The 16989-nt window shown below is 75.0% G+C and carries 15 protein-coding genes; 8 read left to right on the forward strand and 7 right to left on the reverse strand.

Annotation, left to right across the window (positions count from 1 at the left end; all coding sequences use genetic code 11):
- Positions 1-42 precede the first annotated feature (42 nt).
- Positions 43-666, forward strand: coding sequence for a sigma factor-like helix-turn-helix DNA-binding protein (locus K8Z61_RS07560; protein ID WP_224128089.1), 624 nt, complete (start codon positions 43-45; stop codon positions 664-666).
- Positions 663-1208, forward strand: coding sequence for a hypothetical protein (locus K8Z61_RS07565; RefSeq protein WP_224128091.1), 546 nt, complete (start codon positions 663-665; stop codon positions 1206-1208). Before K8Z61_RS07560 ends, K8Z61_RS07565 begins: the two co-directional genes overlap by 4 nt.
- Positions 1209-1227: 19 nt before the next feature.
- Here the strand turns inward: K8Z61_RS07565 and K8Z61_RS07570 are convergent, their stop codons facing one another.
- From K8Z61_RS07570 to rpsO, 3 genes are all read right to left on the reverse strand, one after another.
- On the reverse strand, positions 1228-2607 hold the full coding sequence (locus K8Z61_RS07570; protein ID WP_308116755.1) for a pitrilysin family protein: 1380 nt from the start codon (positions 2605-2607) through the stop codon (positions 1228-1230).
- 5 nt (positions 2608-2612) lie between these two features.
- Positions 2613-4841, reverse strand: coding sequence for a polyribonucleotide nucleotidyltransferase (locus tag K8Z61_RS07575; protein WP_224128093.1), 2229 nt, complete (start codon positions 4839-4841; stop codon positions 2613-2615).
- Between the two features lie 359 nt (positions 4842-5200).
- Positions 5201-5476 carry a 30S ribosomal protein S15 gene (gene rpsO, locus K8Z61_RS07580; protein WP_224128095.1) on the reverse strand — a complete coding sequence of 92 codons (276 nt, stop codon included), beginning with the start codon at positions 5474-5476 and terminating at the stop codon, positions 5201-5203.
- Between the two features lie 150 nt (positions 5477-5626).
- On the opposite strand from rpsO, the gene K8Z61_RS07585 reads away from it, so the two are divergent.
- Complete coding sequence (locus tag K8Z61_RS07585; RefSeq protein WP_224128097.1) at positions 5627-7771, forward strand: molybdopterin-dependent oxidoreductase; 2145 nt, start codon at positions 5627-5629, stop codon at positions 7769-7771.
- A gap of 19 nt (positions 7772-7790) precedes the next feature.
- Here the strand turns inward: K8Z61_RS07585 and ptsP are convergent, their stop codons facing one another.
- Positions 7791-9470 carry a phosphoenolpyruvate--protein phosphotransferase gene (ptsP, locus tag K8Z61_RS07590; RefSeq protein ID WP_224128099.1) on the reverse strand — a complete coding sequence of 560 codons (1680 nt, stop codon included), beginning with the start codon at positions 9468-9470 and terminating at the stop codon, positions 7791-7793.
- Positions 9471-9558: 88 nt separating this feature from the next.
- On the opposite strand from ptsP, the gene K8Z61_RS07595 reads away from it, so the two are divergent.
- From K8Z61_RS07595 to K8Z61_RS07610, 4 genes are read left to right on the forward strand one after another with little or no spacing between them, the layout of a single operon-like run.
- Entirely contained in the window at positions 9559-10326 is a 768-nt protein-coding gene (locus tag K8Z61_RS07595; RefSeq protein WP_224128100.1) for a DeoR/GlpR family DNA-binding transcription regulator, read from the forward strand.
- On the forward strand, positions 10323-11282 hold the full coding sequence (locus tag K8Z61_RS07600) for a 1-phosphofructokinase family hexose kinase (protein WP_224128101.1): 960 nt from the start codon (positions 10323-10325) through the stop codon (positions 11280-11282). The genes K8Z61_RS07595 and K8Z61_RS07600 overlap by 4 nt, the downstream gene beginning before the upstream one ends.
- Positions 11283-11295: 13 nt before the next feature.
- Positions 11296-13341: a fructose-specific PTS transporter subunit EIIC gene (locus K8Z61_RS07605; RefSeq protein WP_224128764.1), complete on the forward strand. Its 2046-nt coding sequence runs from the start codon at positions 11296-11298 to the stop codon at positions 13339-13341.
- A 34-nt stretch (positions 13342-13375) separates the two neighbouring features.
- Positions 13376-13633, forward strand: a complete 258-nt coding sequence (locus K8Z61_RS07610; RefSeq protein WP_224128102.1) for an HPr family phosphocarrier protein — start codon at positions 13376-13378, stop codon at positions 13631-13633.
- A gap of 261 nt (positions 13634-13894) precedes the next feature.
- Here K8Z61_RS07610 and K8Z61_RS07615 read toward each other — a convergent pair whose 3' ends face one another.
- A complete protein-coding gene (locus K8Z61_RS07615; RefSeq protein ID WP_224128103.1) occupies positions 13895-14830 on the reverse strand; it encodes a bifunctional riboflavin kinase/FAD synthetase in 936 nt (311 codons plus the stop codon).
- Positions 14831-14849: 19 nt separating this feature from the next.
- Here K8Z61_RS07615 and K8Z61_RS07620 point away from each other — a divergent pair, with 19 nt between their 5' ends.
- The gene (locus K8Z61_RS07620) at positions 14850-15590 is read left to right on the forward strand and encodes a sortase (protein WP_224128104.1); all 741 of its coding nucleotides are present in this window, start codon (positions 14850-14852) and stop codon (positions 15588-15590) included.
- Between the two features lie 4 nt (positions 15591-15594).
- Here K8Z61_RS07620 and truB read toward each other — a convergent pair whose 3' ends face one another.
- Positions 15595-16458 (reverse strand): tRNA pseudouridine(55) synthase TruB, encoded by an 864-nt coding sequence (gene truB, locus K8Z61_RS07625; protein WP_224128106.1) that lies wholly within the window; start codon positions 16456-16458, stop codon positions 15595-15597.
- Positions 16455-16967, reverse strand: coding sequence for a 30S ribosome-binding factor RbfA (gene rbfA, locus K8Z61_RS07630; protein WP_224128108.1), 513 nt, complete (start codon positions 16965-16967; stop codon positions 16455-16457). Before rbfA ends, truB begins: the two co-directional genes overlap by 4 nt.
- Positions 16968-16989 lie beyond the last annotated feature (22 nt).

Consider the following 16989-nt stretch of genomic DNA (forward strand, 5'->3'; position numbering starts at 1 on the left):
ATCGCGGTTGCATCAGGTTCAGGCCTTACGTAGGGTCGGATCATGCTCGCCGTCCTGACCCTCGACCAGCGGGGCAGCCGCGTCGGGCCCGACCGCGTCCCGGCGCTGCTCGAGCGGATCGCGTCGCTGCCGGTCGCCGCCCGGTTCGCCCGCACCGCCGGCGACGAGGTGCAGGGCGTCCTCGACTCCCCCGACGCGCTGGTCGACCTGCTCGGCGGGCTGCTGCGCTCCGCGCAGTGGAACGTCGGCATCGGGCTGGGCGAGGTCGAGCAGCCCCTGCCCGTCGAGGCGCCGGCCGGACGCGGCGAGGCCTACCTCGCGGCGCGGGCCGCCGTCACGGCCGCCAAGTCGAGCCCGTGGCGGCTGCGCGTCGTCGGCGAGCCGCCCGAGGCGCGGTCCCTCGAGACGACGCTGTGGCTCTGGGCCGCCGTGCTGCACCGACGCACCGAGCGCGGCTGGGAGGTGGCCGACCTGGCCGCCGCAGGCTCCACCTACGCGGAGATCGGCGAGCGCCTCGGCATCAGCCAGTCGGCGGTCAGCCAGCGCGCCCAGGCCGCCGGCATCGTCGAGGAGCGACGCGCGCGCGAGCTCGCCGGCTGGCTCGCCGCGCGGGTGCTGACGCCGGCCGACCCGGCCGACCCGGGAGCCCAGGGAGCCCCGTCATGACGGCCGGCGACTGGGCCGCGCTGACCCTCGTCGCGCTCGCGGGGTGCCTCGCGGCGTCCGTCCTGGCCTGGTGGCGCCCGCGCGCGGGCGGGCCGGCAGCCCTGGGCGCCCTGGCGCTCGCCGGGGTCCTCGCCGGCGCTCCGGCCGAGGTGGTCGCCCGACCGCACGCGGTGCTGGCGCTGCTGGTCGCGGTGGCGGCCGGGTGCGCGGTGGCCGGCGGCGGTCCGCTGACCACGCTGGTCTTCGACGTCGTCGACCGCCGCGAGCCGCCCGACGACCGCCTCGCCGCGGCCGGGCGCGTCCTGCGCGGAGGTGCCTGGATCGGCGGCCTGGAGCGGCTCGCGGTGCTCGCCACGCTGGTGGCCGGATGGCCGGAGGGGCTGGCGGTGGTGCTCGCGGTCAAGGGACTCGGGCGCTACCCGGAGCTGCGGGCCGCCGAGGACGCCGTGCGCACCGGCGCCGCCGAGCGGTTCATCATCGGCACGCTCGTGAGCGTGCTGTGGGCGGCGGCGTGCGCCGGCGTCGTCGTGCTGGCCCGCTGACGCCGCCGCCCGCGCCGCATCAGGGGCCGACGACCGCCAGCACCTCGGGCCGGACGAGGACCTCGGCGGCGAGCGCGGAGACCTCGTCGAGCGTCACGGCGTCGATGCGCGCCAGGAGCTCCTCGATGGTGGGCAGCTCGGCGTAGACGAGCTCGGCCTTGCCGAGCCGCGACATCCGCGACCCGGAGTCCTCCAGGCCGAGCACCAGGCTGCCCTTGAGCTGGCCCTGCGCCCGGGCGAGCTCCTCGGCGGTGATGCCGCCGGTCGCGACGGCCGCGAGCTCGGCCCGCACCGTGGCGAGCACCTCGTCCAGCTTGGCGGGCAGGCACCCGACCGCCACCCCGACCAGACCGGAGTCGGCGTGGTGGGAGGCGAAGGAGTAGACCGAGTAGGCCAGCCCGCGGATCTCACGGACCTCCTGGAACAGCCGGCTCGAGGTGCCGCCCCCCAGCGCGGTGGTGAGCACGCTGAGCGCGAAGCGCCGCGGGTCGTGCCGGGTCAGCCCCTCCATGCCGAGCACGACGTTGACCTGCTCGAACGGACGCAGGGACGACATGGTGCCCGGCCGCACCGGCAGCGGCTCGCCGGAGCCGCGCAGGACGAGCGGCTCCTCCTCGTCCCGGGGCTCCGCCAGCCATCCGCCGCGTCCGAAGGCCCGCTCGACCAGCCCGACGACCTCGTCGTGCTCGAGGTTGCCGGCGACCGCCACGACCATCCGCGTCGGACGGTAGTGGCGGCGGTAGAAGGCGTGGATCTGATCGCGGGTCAGCGCGCCGATGGAATCCTCGGTGCCCGCGATCGTGCGGCCGAGCGACGAGGTGCTGCCCCACGCCTGCTCGGCGAAGAGGTTGTGGACGACGTCGTCGGGGTCGTCCTCGTGCATCGCGATCTCGTCGAGGATGACCTCGCGCTCGGCCTCGACGTCGGCCGGCTCGAGGGTGCTCGAGGTGATCATGTCGCCGAGGACGTCGACCGCCAGCGGGAGGTCGTCGTCGAGCACCCGCGCGTGGAAGCAGGTGTACTCCTTGGCCGTGAAGGCGTTGAACTCCCCGCCGACGGCGTCGAGCTCAATCGAGATGTCGAGCGCCGAGCGCTCCGCAGTGCCCTTGAACAGCAGGTGCTCGAGGAAGTGCGAGCAGCCGTGCAGGGTGGGGTCCTCGTCGGCCGAGCCGACGCCGACCCACACGCCGATGCTGGCCGAGCGGACGCCGGCCATCTGCTCGGTGACGACCCGCAGGCCGCCGGGCAGGACGCTGCGCCGCACCCGCGAGACCACCTGGCCGGCGGCGTCGGTGGTGACCTGCAGGTCGACGGCGGCGGACCCGGCGGCGGACGTCGGACTGGAAGCGGCAGACCCGCCCGGGAGGCCCGGGCGGGTCTGCTGGTGCTGATGCGGCACGCGGCTCAGGCCTCGTCGCCGTCCGACGCGGCCGGGGCCTCGGCGGTCTCGACGACCGGGACGAGCGAGAGCTTGCCCTTGTCGTCGATCTCGCCGATCTCGACCTGGATCTTCTGACCGACCGAGACGACGTCCTCGACCGACTCCACACGCTTGCCGTCGTTGAGGGCACGCAGCTTGGTGATGTGGAGCAGGCCGTCCTTGCCCGGGAGCAGGGACACGAAGGCACCGAAGTTGGTGGTCTTCACGACGGTGCCGAGGTAGCGCTCGCCGACCTCGGGCATCGTCGGGTTGGCGATGGCGTTGACCGCGCTGCGCGCGGCCTCGGCTGCCTCGCCGTTGGTGGCGCCGATGTAGACGGTGCCGTCGTCCTCGATCGAGATCGAGGCGCCGGTGTCGTCCTGGATCTGGTTGATCACCTTGCCCTTGGGACCGATGACCTCGCCGATCTTGTCGACCGGCACCTTGACGGTGATGATCCGCGGCGCGGTCGGCGCCATCGCGGCCGGGGCCTCGATGGCCTCGCCCATGACGTCGAGGATCGCGAGGCGGGCGTCGCGGGCCTGGGTGAGGGCCGCGGCGAGCACCTCGGCGGGGATGCCGTCGAGCTTGGTGTCGAGCTGGAGCGCGGTGACGAACTCCCGCGTGCCGGCGACCTTGAAGTCCATGTCGCCGAAGGCGTCCTCGGCGCCGAGGATGTCGGTGAGCGCGACGTACTGCGTCTCGCCGTCGATCTCGCCGGAGATGAGGCCCATCGCGATGCCCGCGACCGGCGCCTTCAGCGGCACGCCGGCCTGCAGCAGCGACAGGGTCGAGGCGCAGACCGAGCCCATCGAGGTCGAGCCGTTGGAGCCCATCGCCTCGGAGAGCTGGCGGATCGCGTAGGGGAACTCCTCGCGGCTGGGCAGCACCGGCAGGAGGGCGCGACGCGCGAGCGCGCCGTGGCCGACCTCGCGGCGCTTCGGGGAGCCGACGCGACCGGTCTCGCCGGTGGAGAACGGCGGGAACACGTACTTGTGCATGTAGCGGCGGTGCGTCTCGGGCGACAGCGTGTCGAGCTGCTGCTCCATCTTGAGCATGTCGAGGGTGGTGACGCCCAGGATCTGGGTCTCGCCGCGCTCGAACAGCGCCGAGCCGTGGACCCGCGGGATCACGTCGACCTCGGCGTGCAGCGGCCGGATGTCGGCCAGGCCGCGGCCGTCGATGCGGACCTTGTCGCGCAGCACGCGCTCGCGGACGACCTGCTTGTTGACCGAGCGGAACGCCGCGCCGATCTCCTTCTCGCGACCCTCGAACTGCGCGCCGAGGGAGTCGAGCAGCGCGGCCTTGATCTCGTCGGTGCGGGCCTCGCGGTCCTGCTTGTCGGCGATGGTCATCGCGGAGGCGAGGTCGGCCTTCGCGGCGGCCTCGACGGCGGCGAACACGTCGTCCTCGTAGTCGAGGAAGATCGGGAAGTCCTGGACGGGCTTCGCGGCGACCGCCGCGAGCTCGCTCTGGGCCTGGACGAGCTGCTTGATGAACGGCTTGGCGGCGTCGAGGCCGCCGGCCACGACCTCCTCGGTCGGCGCCTGGGCGCCGCCGCGGACGAGCTCGATGGTCTCCTCGGTGGCCTCGGCCTCGACCATCATGATCGCGACGTCGCCGGTGTCGGTGACGCGACCGGCGACGACCATGTCGAAGACGGCCTTCTCGAGCTGGCTGTGGGTCGGGAACGCCACCCACTGGCCCTCGATCAGCGCGACGCGCACGCCGCCGACCGGACCGGAGAACGGCAGGCCGGAGAGCTGGGTGGACATCGACGCGGCGTTGATCGCGAGCACGTCGTAGGGGGTGTCGGGGTTGAGCGCCATGACGGTGATGACGACCTGGACCTCGTTGCGCAGGCCCTTCTTGAAGGTCGGGCGCAGCGGACGGTCGATCAGGCGGCAGGCCAGGATGGCGTCCTCGCCGGGGCGACCCTCGGAGCGGAAGAACGAGCCGGGGATGCGACCCGCGGCGTACATGCGCTCCTCGACGTCGATCGTCAGCGGGAAGAAGTCGAAGTGGTCCTTGGGCTGCTTGCCGGCCGTGGTGGCCGAGAGCAGCATCGTGTCGTCGTCGAGGTAGGCGGTGACGGAGCCGGCCGCCTGACGGGCCAGCAGGCCGGTCTCGAACTTGACGGTGCGGGTGCCGAACTTTCCGTTGTCGAGGACGGTCTCGACGGCGGAGATGACGGGCTCGTGGGAGTCGGTCAAGGGATGGTCCTTGCTCTTCGCGGAGCGGGCCGCGGCGTCCGACGGGCGTCCACCGGCTCGCCGTGGCGGGCGGGCGGACGTGACGGCCTGCGGTGTGCGGGCCGCCGAGTGGCCGGTCTTCGATCGAGGCCCACAGTCCGAACGGACTGGAGGCCACTACCGAGGACCGAGCCCGAACGGGCGGATCGCTCCTGATCTCAGTTGTGGTCGGCCCGCCGCGGTGCTGCTGCGGCGGGTGGGCCGGACGGCGTGGAGCTGCTCCTCGTCGTCCGGCACGGCCATCGTAGTGGCGATGGCCGGGAAAGCAGCGGAGCGGCTGCCCCGGCGGGGCAGCCGCTCCGCACGTCAGGCCGGAGGGGTCAGCGACGCAGACCCAGACGCTCGACGATCGAGCGGTAGCGCGCGATGTCGGTCTTGTTCAGGTAGTTGAGCAGACGCCGGCGCTGGCCGACGAGCAGGAGCAGGCCACGACGGCTGTGGTGGTCGTGCTTGTGCTGCTTGAGGTGCTCGGTGAGGTGGGCGATGCGGTGGCTGAGCAGCGCGATCTGCACCTCGGGGGAGCCGGTGTCGCCCTCGGTCGTGGCGTACTCGGCGATGATCCGCTTCTTGGTCTCCGCGTCGGTTCCGATCGACATGCGGGCTCCTTCTCGACTCGTTGCGCGGTGCTGCGGGGCGACTCCCCGCAGCGCTCTCGATCCGCGGCCGTTCTGACGGCAACCGGGAGAGGCTATCGGTCCCGCCGGACGCCGACCAACTCGTCGGCGGCAGGGTCTAGGTTGGCGCGGGTGACGACAGCGACTCCGGGAACCACCGGGACGACCGAGACCCGGCTGGGCGTGTGCAACCTGTGCGAGGCCATCTGCGGCCTCGTCCTCACGATCGACCGCGACGCCCGGCGCGTCGTCGGCGTGCGGGGCAATCCCGACGACCCGCTCTCGCGCGGCCACGTGTGCCCGAAGGGCGTCGCGCTCGGCGACGTGCACGCCGACCCCGACCGGCTGCGTCGGCCGGTGCGTCGCGTCGGCGAGGGCGACGACGCGCGCTGGGAGGAGCTCGAGTGGGACGAGGCGCTCGACCTGGTGGCCGACCGCCTCGCCGCGACCCTCCGCGAGCACGGCGACGACGCGGTGGGCGTCTACCTCGGCAACCCCAACGCGCACTCGCTCGGCTTCTCCACCCACGGGCCGCACCTCGTGCGGGCGCTGCGCACGCGCAACCGGTTCAGCGCGTCGACGGTCGACCAGATGCCGCACCAGGTCGTCGCCCGGCACCTGTACGGCCACCAGCTGCTGATCCCGGTGCCCGACCTCGACCGCACGGCGTTCTTCCTCGTCGTCGGCGCGAACCCGATGGCCTCCAACGGCTCGCTGATGACGGTGCCCGACTTCCCGCAGCGGGTGCGCGAGCTGCACGGGCGCGGTGGGCGGATGGTCGTGCTCGACCCGCGTCGCACCGAGACCGCCCGGGTCGCCGACGAGCACCACTTCGTCCGGCCCAACACCGACGCCGCGCTGCTGCTGGCGATGCTGCACGTGCTGATCGCGGACGGCCTCGCGCGTCCCCCGGCCTACGTCGACGGGCTGGAGCGGCTCGCCGAGCTCGTCGCGCCCTTCACCCCCGAGGCGGCCGCGCCCTGGTGCGGGGTCGACGCCGCGGTGATCCGCCGGCTCGCCCACGAGCTCGCGCAGGCCCCCGCGGGCGTCGTCTACGGACGCATCGGCGTCTCGACGCATGCCTTCGGGACCCTGTGCCAGTGGGCGATCGCCTGCCTCAACCTGCTCTCCGGCCACGCCGACGCGCCGGGCGGGGCGATGTTCCCCGAGCCCGCCGCCGACACCGTCGGCCTGCGCGTGCTCGGCCCGGGCACCCAGGGCCGGTGGCGCAGCCGCGTGCGCGACGCGGAGGAGGTCGGCGGCGAGCTGCCGGCCGTCGTGATGGCGGAGGAGATCGCGACGCCGGGCGAGGGCCGCATCCGCGCGATGGTGACGATCGCCGGCAACCCGGTGCTCTCGACGCCGTCGGGCGACCGGCTGGGCGAGACGCTCGCGGGTCTGGACTTCATGGTCTCCCTCGACATCTACCTCAACGAGACCACGCGGCACGCCGACGTCGTCCTGCCGCCCACGACGCTGCTCGAGCGCGACCACTACGACCTGGTCTTCCACGGCTTCGCGGTGCGCAACACCGCCCGCTGGACCCCCGCGGTCTTCGAGCCGGACGACGACCAGCGCCACGACTGGCAGATCGCCGCCGCGCTGGCGCACCGGCTGGCCGAGCGGCTCGACGCCCCGCTGCCGGCGAGCGCCGCCGGCGCGCTGGACGCCGACCCGCGCGACCTCGTCGCGATGCTGCTGGCGGGCACCGGACGCACCACCTTCGAGGAGCTGCTCGAGCACCCCGAGGGCGTCGACCTCGGGCCGCTGCGGCCCACGCTGCCCGGTCGGCTGCAGACCGCCGACCAGCGCATCGACCTGGTGCCCGAGGCGCTGGTCGCCGACCTGCCCCGGCTGGCGGCGGCCATGGCCGAGCCGCCGGGCGACGGGCTGGTGCTGATCGGCCGGCGCCACCAGCGCGACTGCAACTCCTGGCTGCACAACACCGACCGGCTCACGCGCGGCCGGCCGCGCCACCACCTGCTCATGCACCCCGACGACCTCGCCGCGCGCGGCCTCGCCGACGGCGATCGCGTGCGCGTCGCCTCCCGGGTCGGCAGCGTCGAGACCGAGGTCAGCGCCGACGACGCGCTCATGCCGGGCGTCGTCTCGCTGCCGCACGGCTACGGCCACGGCGCGGCCGGCACGCGCCTGGGCCACGCCAACACGGTGCCGGGCGTGTCCGTCAACGACCTCACCGACCCCTCGCTCGTCGACCCGGTCTCCGGCAACGCCGCGCTCACCGGCGTGCCGGTCGAGGTGACCGCGGGCGGCTGACCCGCAGGGCCGCGCCGCGTCAGTCGAGCAGCGCCCGCACGGCGTCGCGGGCGGCGGCGGGGTCGCCCGCGGCCAGCGCGGCCTCGGCGGCGGCCTCGCACTGCGCGAGCGTGACCCGCGCGAGGCGCGCGCCGACGGGACGCACGGCCGCGGCCGCCATCGACAGCGAGGTGACGCCGAGACCGACCAGCACGCAGGCCAGCAGCGGGTCGGCCGCGGCCTCGCCGCACACGCCGACCGGCTTGCCGGCGCCGCGGCCCGCGTGCGCGGTGATGGCGATGAGCTGCAGCACGGCCGGCTGCCACGGGTCGGTGAGGTGCGCGAGGTCGGTGGCCATGCGGTCGGCGGCCATCGTGTACTGGGTGAGGTCGTTGGTGCCGAGGGAGAGGAAGTCGACGACCTCGAGCATCCGGTGCGCGAGCAGCGCCGCCGAGGGCACCTCGACCATCACGCCGGCCCGCAGGCCGCGGGCGCGCACCTCGCGCGCGAAGGCGTCCGCCTCGGCGACGGTGGCGACCATCGGCGCCATCACCGACGTCGGCGTGCCGGTGCGGCGGGCGGCGGCCGCGATCGCGTCGAGCTGGCGGCCGAGCAGTCCGGGGTTGTCGAAGGAGAGCCGCAGTCCTCGGACGCCGAGCGCGGGGTTCTCCTCCCCCTCGTGCGTGGCGAAGGCGATCGGCTTGTCCGAGCCCGCGTCGAGGGTGCGGACGACGACCGACCGCTCGCCGAACGGCTCGAGCACGGCGGCGTAGACGTCCGCCTGCTCCTCGACGCTCGGCTCGTCGGCGGCGGAGAGGAAGCACAGCTCGGTGCGGAACAGGCCGACGCCCTCGACCGGGCCCGTCGCGGCCTGGGCCGCGGACTCGCCGTCGGCGACGTTGGCGAGCAGCCTGACGGCGTGACCGTCGGCGGTGCGCCCGGGGCCGGCCCAGCCGGCGACGGCGGCCCGCTCGGCGCGGTCGGCCTCGACCCGCGCGGCCGCGGCCACGGGATCGGGACCGAGCTCGACCAGCCCGGCACCCCCGTCGACGAGCACGATCGCGCCGTCGGCCAGGCCCAGGGCGCCCGCGGCGCCGACCACGCAGGGCAGACCGAGCTGCCGGGCGATGATCGCGGTGTGGCTGGTCGGGCCACCGCGCTCGGTGACCAGCGCGACGACCAGGCGCGGGTCGAGCCCAGCGGTGTCAGCGGGGGCGAGGTCCTCGGCCACCAGCACCGAGGGGACGTCGGGCACCGGGACGCCGGGCTCCGGTAGCCCGACCAGCCGGGCGAGGACGCGTCGCTCGATGTCGCGCAGATCGGTGGCGCGCTCGGCCATCAGCCCGCCCTGCTGGCTGAAGAGCTCGACGAACTGGGCCACGGCGGCGTGCACCGCGTCGAGCAGCCCGGCCCCGGTGCGCAGGTGGCGCCGCACCGCGCCGCGCAGGCCCTTGTCGCGGGCGAGCCCCGCGCTGGCCGTCAGCACCGCGGCGGCGGCGCCGCTCCCAGCGGCGACGCGGCGCTCGAAGCCCGCGGCCACCTCGGCCGCGGCGGCGTCGAAGGCGGCGAGCGCGTCGGCCTCCTCGAGCGCCGGACGGGCGGCGTACGCGGCGACGGCGACCGGGTCGAGCTCGGTGCGGGCGACGACGACGGGGCCGAGCCCGAGGCCGGGGACGACCGGGGTGCCGGAGATCGGGGAGACGGGTGCGCTGGTGACCACGCTCACACCGTATCCGCGCGCCCTCTTGACAGTCAAAGACGTTCGGGCATAAAACAACACAAACACAGAACGTGACGGGAGCCACACCATGTACGCCGAGGAACGCCAGCAGGCGATCGCGCAGCAGGTCGCCGAACGCGGCCGACTGTCCGTCGTCGAGCTCGCGCAGGCCTATGACGTGACCACCGAGACCGTGCGCCGCGACCTCTCCGCCCTCGAGCGGCTGGGCCTGGTGCGGCGCGTGCACGGCGGGGCGGTGCCGCCGCACGCCCTCTCGACCCTGGAGGCCGGCCTCACCGAGCGCGACCGCGTGCAGGTGCCGGAGAAGGACCGCATCGCCCGCGCCGCCCTCGAGCTGCTCCCACCCGCCGGCTCGACCGTCGTGCTGGACGCCGGCTCGACCACGGCCCGCCTCGTCGCCGAGTGGCCCCTGGACGTCCGGCTCACCGTCTTCACCCACGCGGTGCCGCTCATCGGCCGGCTCGCCTCGCTCCCCCAGGTCGACCTCCACCTGCTGCCCGGCCGCGTGCGTCCGACCACCCAGGCGGCGGTCGGCGCCGACACCGTCGAGGCGCTCGGGCGCCTGCGCGCCGACGTCGTCCTCGTGGGCACCAACGGGCTCAGCCCCGAGCACGGCCTCTCGACGCCCGACCCGGAGGAGGCGGCGGTCAAGCGCGCGCTCGTCCGCGCGGGTCGTCAGGTCGTCGTGGCCTGCGACTCCTCGAAGATCGGCCAGGACGCGCTGGTGAGCTTCGCCCCGCTGGACGCCGTCGACGTGCTCGTCACCGACGCGGGCCTGCGCGACGCCGACCGCGGCCGCATCGAGGCCGCCGGCGTCGAGGTGGTGATCGCGTGATCCTCACCGTCACCGCCAACCCGAGCCAGGACCGCACCGTCGCCCTGGACGGCCCGCTCGAGCGGGGCGCCGTGCACCGGGTCGCGTCCGTGATCTCCCAGGCCGGCGGCAAGGGCGTCAACATCTCCCGCGCCTGCGCGGCGGCCGGCGTGCCGACCGAGGCCGTCGTCCCGGCGCCGCCGGAGGACCCGTTCGTGCTCGAGCTGCGGGCGGCCGGGGTGAAGGTGCGGCCCGTGGCCGTGAGCGTCCCGCCGCGGGTGAACCTGACGATCACCGAGCCCGACGGTACGACCACCAAGCTCAACAGCCCCGGCCCCGAGGCCTCCCCCGCGCTGCTGGACGCCCTCTCGGAGGCCGTGCGCCGCCGGGCCGCCCGCGCCACCTGGATCGTCCTGGCCGGCTCGCTTCCGCCCGGTGCGCCGGCCGCCTGGTACGCCGACCTGGTCGCCGACCTCGCCGCCTCGCCCGCGAGGGTCGCCGTCGACACCAGCGACGCGCCGCTGGCCGCCCTCGTCGCCGGGCTCGGGCGTGCCGCCCCCGCCCTGATGAAGCCCAACGCCGAGGAGCTCGCCTCCTTCACCGGCACCGACGCCGGCCTGCTCGAGGACGACCCCGAGGCCGCCGCCAAGGCGGCCCGCACCCTCGTCGACGCGGGCGTCGGCACCGTGCTCGCCACCCTCGGCGGCCGCGGCGCCGTGCTGGTCGACCGCACCGGCGCCTGGCACGCCACCCCGCCCCCGACGACGGTGGTCAGCACCGTCGGCGCCGGCGACTCCAGCCTCTTCGGCCACCTCCTCGGCGACCTGCAGCAGCAGTCGCCGTCCTCACGACTCGCGCTGGCCGTGGCCTACGGCAGCGCAGCAGCCGGGCTGCCCGGCACCACCATCCCGCTGCCGACCCAGGTCCGCCCGGACCTGGTCACCGTCCGCAGCCTGTCCACCACCCTGGGAGGGTGACGTGTCCGACCTGATCACCACCGATCTGATCACCCCGGACCTGGTGCGGCTCGACGCCGACCTGGGCCCGGACAAGCACGCCGTGATCCGGGCCCTGGCCCACACGCTCGACGCGGCCGGCCGGGCGGCCGACGTCGAGCAGGTCGTCGCGGACGCCGAGGCGCGCGAGGCCACCTCGTCGACCGGCCTGCGCGGCGGCATCGCGATCCCCCACTGCCGGACCGCCGGCGTCTCCTCGCCGACCCTGGCGTTCGCCCGGCTCGCCCCCCGCGTCGACTTCGGCGCCAAGGACGGCGACGCCGACCTCGTCTTCCTGATCACCGCGCCGGCGGGCGGCGACGCCACCCACCTCGAGCTGCTCACCCAGCTGGCCCGTGCCCTGGTGCGAAAGGAGTTCACCGACGGGCTGCGCGCCGCGACCACCCCCGCCGAGGTGGTCGCGCTGGTGACCCAGGTGATCGGCTCGCCGGCCGCGACGCCGACGCCGGCCCCCGCGGTCGCGACGGCCGACCGACGTCGCCTCGTCGCCGTCACCGCCTGCCCCACCGGCATCGCGCACACCTACATGGCCGCCGAGGCCCTCCAGGCCGCGGCCACCCGCGCGGGCGTCGACCTGGTCGTCGAGACGCAGGGCTCGGCCGGCTCCAAGCCGATCCCGCAGACCACCATCGCGGCCGCGGACGCGGTCGTCTTCGCCGTCGACGTCGGCGTGCGCGACCGGCACCGCTTCGCCGGCCTCCCGCTGGTCTCCGGCGGCGTCAAGCGCGCCGTCGACGACGCCGACGCGATGATCGCCGAGGCGCTCCGCGCCGCCGACGACCCTCGCGCGCCCCGCGTCGAGGGCGGCGCGGGCGCGGGATCCGACCTGCCCGCCGCCGGCACCGGCGAGAGCTGGGGCGGCCGCACCCGCCGCGTCCTGATGACCGGCGTCTCCTACATGATCCCGTTCGTCGCCGCCGGCGGCCTGCTGATCGCGCTGTCGTTCCTGCTGGGCGGGTACCAGATCGCCCTGCAGTCGACCTTCGACGGCAAGGCCGGCATCAACACCGCGCAGCACATCGCGCTGAACTCCACCTTGTTCGACCTGCCCGACCCGGCTGCCTACCAGATGGCCGGCGCTGCCCTGCCTCATGGCCCGCTGCTGACCTATCTGGGCGCCCTGCTCCTCACCCTCGGCGGCGCGGCCTTCGGCTTCCTGGTCCCCGCCCTGGCCGGCTACATCGGCTTCGCCATCGCCGACCGGCCGGGCATCGCCCCCGGGTTCGTCATGGGCGCGATCGCCGTGACCACGAGCTCGGGCTTCCTCGGCGGCATCGTCGGCGGCGTCATCGCCGGCGTCCTGGCGCTGTGGATCGGACGTCTCCAGGTGCCGGCGTGGGCCCGCGGCCTCATGCCGGTGCTGGTCATCCCGCTGGGCGCCACCCTGATCGCCGGCTTCGTCATGCTCGCCGTCCTCGGCCAGCCCCTGGCCGACCTGATGAAGGCGCTCACCGACGGCCTCAACTCGATGAGCGGCGGCTCGGCCGTCCTGCTCGGCGCGGTGCTCGGCCTGATGATGGCCTTCGACATGGGCGGCCCGCTGAACAAGACCGCCTACGTGTTCGCCACCACCGGCCTCACCGCGGCGGCCACGGCCACCGACGCGCCCCAGCTGAAGATCATGGCCGCGGTGATGCTCGCCGGCATGGTGCCGCCGATCGCGCTCGGCCTCGCGACGTTCCTGCGTCCCCAGCTGTTCAGCCCCGCCGAGCGGGAGAACGGCAAGGCGGCGATCCCGCTGGGCGTCTCGTTCATCACCGAGGGCGCGATCCCGTTCGCCGCGGCCGACCCGCTCCGGGTCATCCCGTCGATCATGGCCGGCAGCGCGGTCACCGGCGCGCTCGCCGAGCTCCTCGGGGTGAGCCTGCGCGCCCCGCACGGCGGCATCTTCGTCCTGTTCGCCGTCGACGGCATCCCCGGGTTCTTCATCGCCCTGGCCGCCGGCGTCGCCGTGTCCACCGGCCTGGTCATCGCCCTGAAGTCGATGAGCGGCCGGGCCACCGCGGCCGTCGCCGCCTGACCGTCCCTGCAGCATCCCGCTCGAGGAGGAGCCCATGCCCACCACCACCGTCACCGTCGGCTCGGCCGTCGGCCTGCACGCCCGGCCCGCGGCGATCATCGCCGAGGCCGCCGAGGAGCTCGGCTCGGAGGTGTTCCTGGCCGTCCCCGGCGAGGAGCCCGTCGAGGCCGACTCCGCCCTGCTGATCATGACCCTCGGCGCCGGCAAGGGCGCCACCATCGAGGTCAGCGGCGAGGACGCCGCAGCCGTCGAGGCGATCGCGGCGCTCGTCGCGCGCGACCTCGACGCCTGAGCGGCACGCCACACCGCTCCGGCAGCCCAGGGCGGCGATCCCCGACGCGGGGGTCGCCGCCCTGGTGCGTCCGGGCGTGGGGCCGGGCACGCTTCGGACCGGGCTGCTTGCGGGCCGGGTTCCGACCGGGTACGGGCGGGAGCGGCATCGACCGGCGTCCTCAGTGACGCGTACGGCACCTCGACGACGTCCCCGGGGTGCCGTGCGCGTCACGCAGCGTCGGTTTCCCCGGTCGACCGGGGAAACCGACCGGAGCCGCCGTCAGGCCCCCAGGATCTCCCGGGTGCGGGCGACGTCGTCGCCCATCTGCACCAGCAGGGCGTCGAGCGAGTCGTAGGCCTCCATGCCGCGCAGCCGGTCGACGAAGGACACCTCGACCTCGACGCCGTAGAGCTCGAGGTCGGTGCGGTCGAGCACGTAGGACTCGACGCGACGGCCGACGACGCCCTCGAAGGTCGGGTTGGTGCCGATGCTGATCGCCGCGGGCAGCCGCTCGCCGGTGTCGAGGCGACGCAGCCAGCCGGCGTAGACGCCGTCGGGCGGCACGGCCGTGAGCCCGTCGGCGGGCACGTTGGCGGTCGGGTAGCCGATCTCGCGCCCCCGCTGGTCGCCCTGCACCACGATCCCGCGCACCGCGTAGGGCCGGCCGAGCGCCTCGGCGGCGCCGGCGACATCGCCCGCGGCCAGGCACGTGCGCACGTAGGTGGACGACCACACCTGCGGGCCGCCGTCGAGCGGGATGCCCTCGGCGCTGAAGCCGCGCTCGCGGCCGAGCTCGACCAGCAGGGCGACGTCGCCCGCCGCCCGCTGCCCGAACCGGAAGTTCGCCCCGACGACGACGGCGGCGGCGTGCAGGGCGTCGACCAGCACGCGGTCGACGAACTCCTCGGGCGACCACGCGGCCACGCCGCGGTCGAACGGCACCGCCAGGACGTGGTCGGCCCCGGCCTCGGCGAGCAGCTCGGCGCGCGCGGGCATCGAGGTGAGCGTGGTCGGGGCGTGCTCGGGCCGCAGCACCGCCATCGGGTGGGGGTCGAAGGTGACGGCGCCGACGGGCAGGCCCTGCTCGTCCGCGATCGCCCGGGCGCGCGCCAGCACGCGTCGGTGGCCGAGGTGGACGCCGTCGAAGTTGCCGATCACCGCGACGGTGCGGCCGAGCCCGTCGGGCACGTCGTCGAAGGAGCGCCAGATCTGCACGGATGGAAGACTACGGACCGTGACCTCGGCGAGCACGACGACCCCGCGCCCCGGACGGCTCCGCGGACGCCGCGGGCGCCCCGGGCGCGGCGGGCGCCCGCCCCGCGGTCGCGGCCGGCCGGTCCTCGAGGCGCTGGGCTGGCTGCTGCTGGTCGGCGGCCTGGGCTGGCTGGCCTGGGTGGCCTGGCAGATCTGGGGCACCACCTGGCAGGCGCACCGCGAGTACCGGGCGACGGTCACCCGCATCGAGCAGGGCTTCGCGCTCGGCCCGAAGGCGCCGGCGCGGAGCATCCCCGGCCTGGGCATCCTGCGCGTGCCGCGCTTCGGCGACGACTACGCCGTCCCGGTGCTCGAGGGCACCGACGCCGACACCCTCGCCAAGGGCGTCGGTCACGAGCCCGACACCGCCCTGCCCGGCGAGCGGGGCAACCTGGTGCTGGCTGGCCATGTCGTCACCCACGGCGAGCCGTTCCGCGACCTCAAGGGGCTGCGCCCGGGTGACGTCGTCCGACTCGAGACCCGCGAGGGCACCTACCGGTACCGCATCGACACCCCGGGCGACGCCCTGACCGTCGACTTCTCCGCGGGCTGGGTGCTCGGCGCCGACCCGCGCAACCCCGACCCCGGCGGCGTGGAGCCGAGCGGTGCGCCGCGCCTGATCACGCTGATCACCTGCGCGGAGCTGTTCCACACCGACCTGCGCACCGTGGTCTTCGGGCACCAGGTGGGGTTCACCCCGCGGGCGACCGCGGCGGGCTGAGGGGTCAGACGAAGACGGCCACCGGACGGGCGCGCCCGTCGCGCGGCTCGTAGAGGGCCAGGAACGCCCCGTCGGGGTCGAAGACGGCGCTCAGCGCCTCCAGCGGACGGTCCAGCGCGCGACCGACACGCACCGCCGAGGCCTCCACGGCGTCGAGCTCGACGGCGGGGAACGCCGCCCGGGCCGCGTCGCCGAGCGGCACGAGCGCGAGGTCGTCCTCCAGCTGCGCCAGCGTGCGGGCCTGCGCGAGGTCGTAGGGCCCGACGGCCGTGCGGCGCAGCGCGGTCAGGTGGCCGCCCACGCCGAGCGCGGCGCCCACGTCGCGGGCGATCGCCCGGATGTAGGTGCCGCTGGAGCAGCGCACCGCGACGTCGACGTCGAGCCACGGTCCTGCCGGGCGGACGTCGTGCACCGTCAGCTCGTGCACGGTGACGACACGCGCCTTCAGCGCGACCTCCTCGCCGTCGCGCACCCGCTGGTAGGCCCGCTTGCCGTCGACCTTGATCGCCGACACGGCGGTGGGCATCTGCTGGAGCTCGCCGACCTGGGTCGCGAAGGCGGCCCGGACGACGTCCGGGTCGAGGTGGGCGGCCGGGGTCTCGGTCAGGACGTCGCCCTCGGCGTCGTCGGTGACGGTCGTCCGTCCGAGCCGGACGGTGGCGGAGTACCCCTTCTCGGTGAGCATCAGGTGGCCGAGCAGCCGGGTGGCCCGCTCGACGCCGACCACGAGCACGCCGGTGGCCATCGGGTCCAGCGTGCCGGCATGACCGACCTTGCGGGTGCCGGCGAGGCGTCGCACCCGGGCGACCACGCCGTGCGAGGTGAGGCCGGGGTCCTTGTCGACGATCACCAGGCCCGACGCGCTCACGCGCGCGGGGCCTCGTCGTCGACCTCGTCGGCCGCGTCGCTCTCGTCGTCCCCGTCGGACCAGTCGTCCTCGTCCTCGTCCTCGAGGTCGTCGTCCTCCCGCGGCTTGCGGTACGGGTCGGCCTCGCCGGCGTAGGCGGCGCCGCGGCGGGCGGCGAGCTCGTCGTCGAGCGCCTTGGCCTTGGCGAGCACCTCCTCGAGCGCGGCGGCCTCGGCGGGCAGCACGTCGTGGACGAAGGTGATGGTGGGGGCGGTGCGCATGCCGAGCTGCTTGGCGACCTCGGAGCGGATCATGCCGGTGGCCGAGGTCAGCGCCTGCGCGCTGCCGAGCTGCTCGGTGGTGCCGCCGAGCACGGTGTAGTAGACCGACGCGTGCTGGTTGTCGCCGGTGAGGCGCACGTCGGTGATGGTGACGAAGCCCAGGCGCGGGTCCTTGAGCCGCCGCTCGAGCAGCTCGGCGACGATGACCTGGATCCGGTCGGCGATGCGGCGACCACGCGGGTTGGCCATGGCGGTTCCCTTCTGGGACGGC

The organism is Nocardioides sp. TRM66260-LWL, from assembly GCF_020075545.1.
In the GTDB taxonomy this organism is placed as follows: Bacteria; Actinomycetota; Actinomycetes; order Propionibacteriales; family Nocardioidaceae; genus Nocardioides.

Coding starts and splice junctions, on each gene's coding strand:
- K8Z61_RS07560 (WP_224128089.1), top strand. CDS start 43: ATGCTCGCCGTCCTGACCCTCGACCAGCGGGGCAGCCGCGTCGGGCCC.
- K8Z61_RS07565 (WP_224128091.1), top strand. CDS start 663: ATGACGGCCGGCGACTGGGCCGCGCTGACCCTCGTCGCGCTCGCGGGG.
- rpsO (WP_224128095.1), bottom strand. CDS start 5,476: ATGTCGATCGGAACCGACGCGGAGACCAAGAAGCGGATCATCGCCGAG.
- K8Z61_RS07595 (WP_224128100.1), top strand. CDS start 9,559: ATGTACGCCGAGGAACGCCAGCAGGCGATCGCGCAGCAGGTCGCCGAA.
- K8Z61_RS07610 (WP_224128102.1), top strand. CDS start 13,376: ATGCCCACCACCACCGTCACCGTCGGCTCGGCCGTCGGCCTGCACGCC.
- rbfA (WP_224128108.1), bottom strand. CDS start 16,967: ATGGCCAACCCGCGTGGTCGCCGCATCGCCGACCGGATCCAGGTCATC.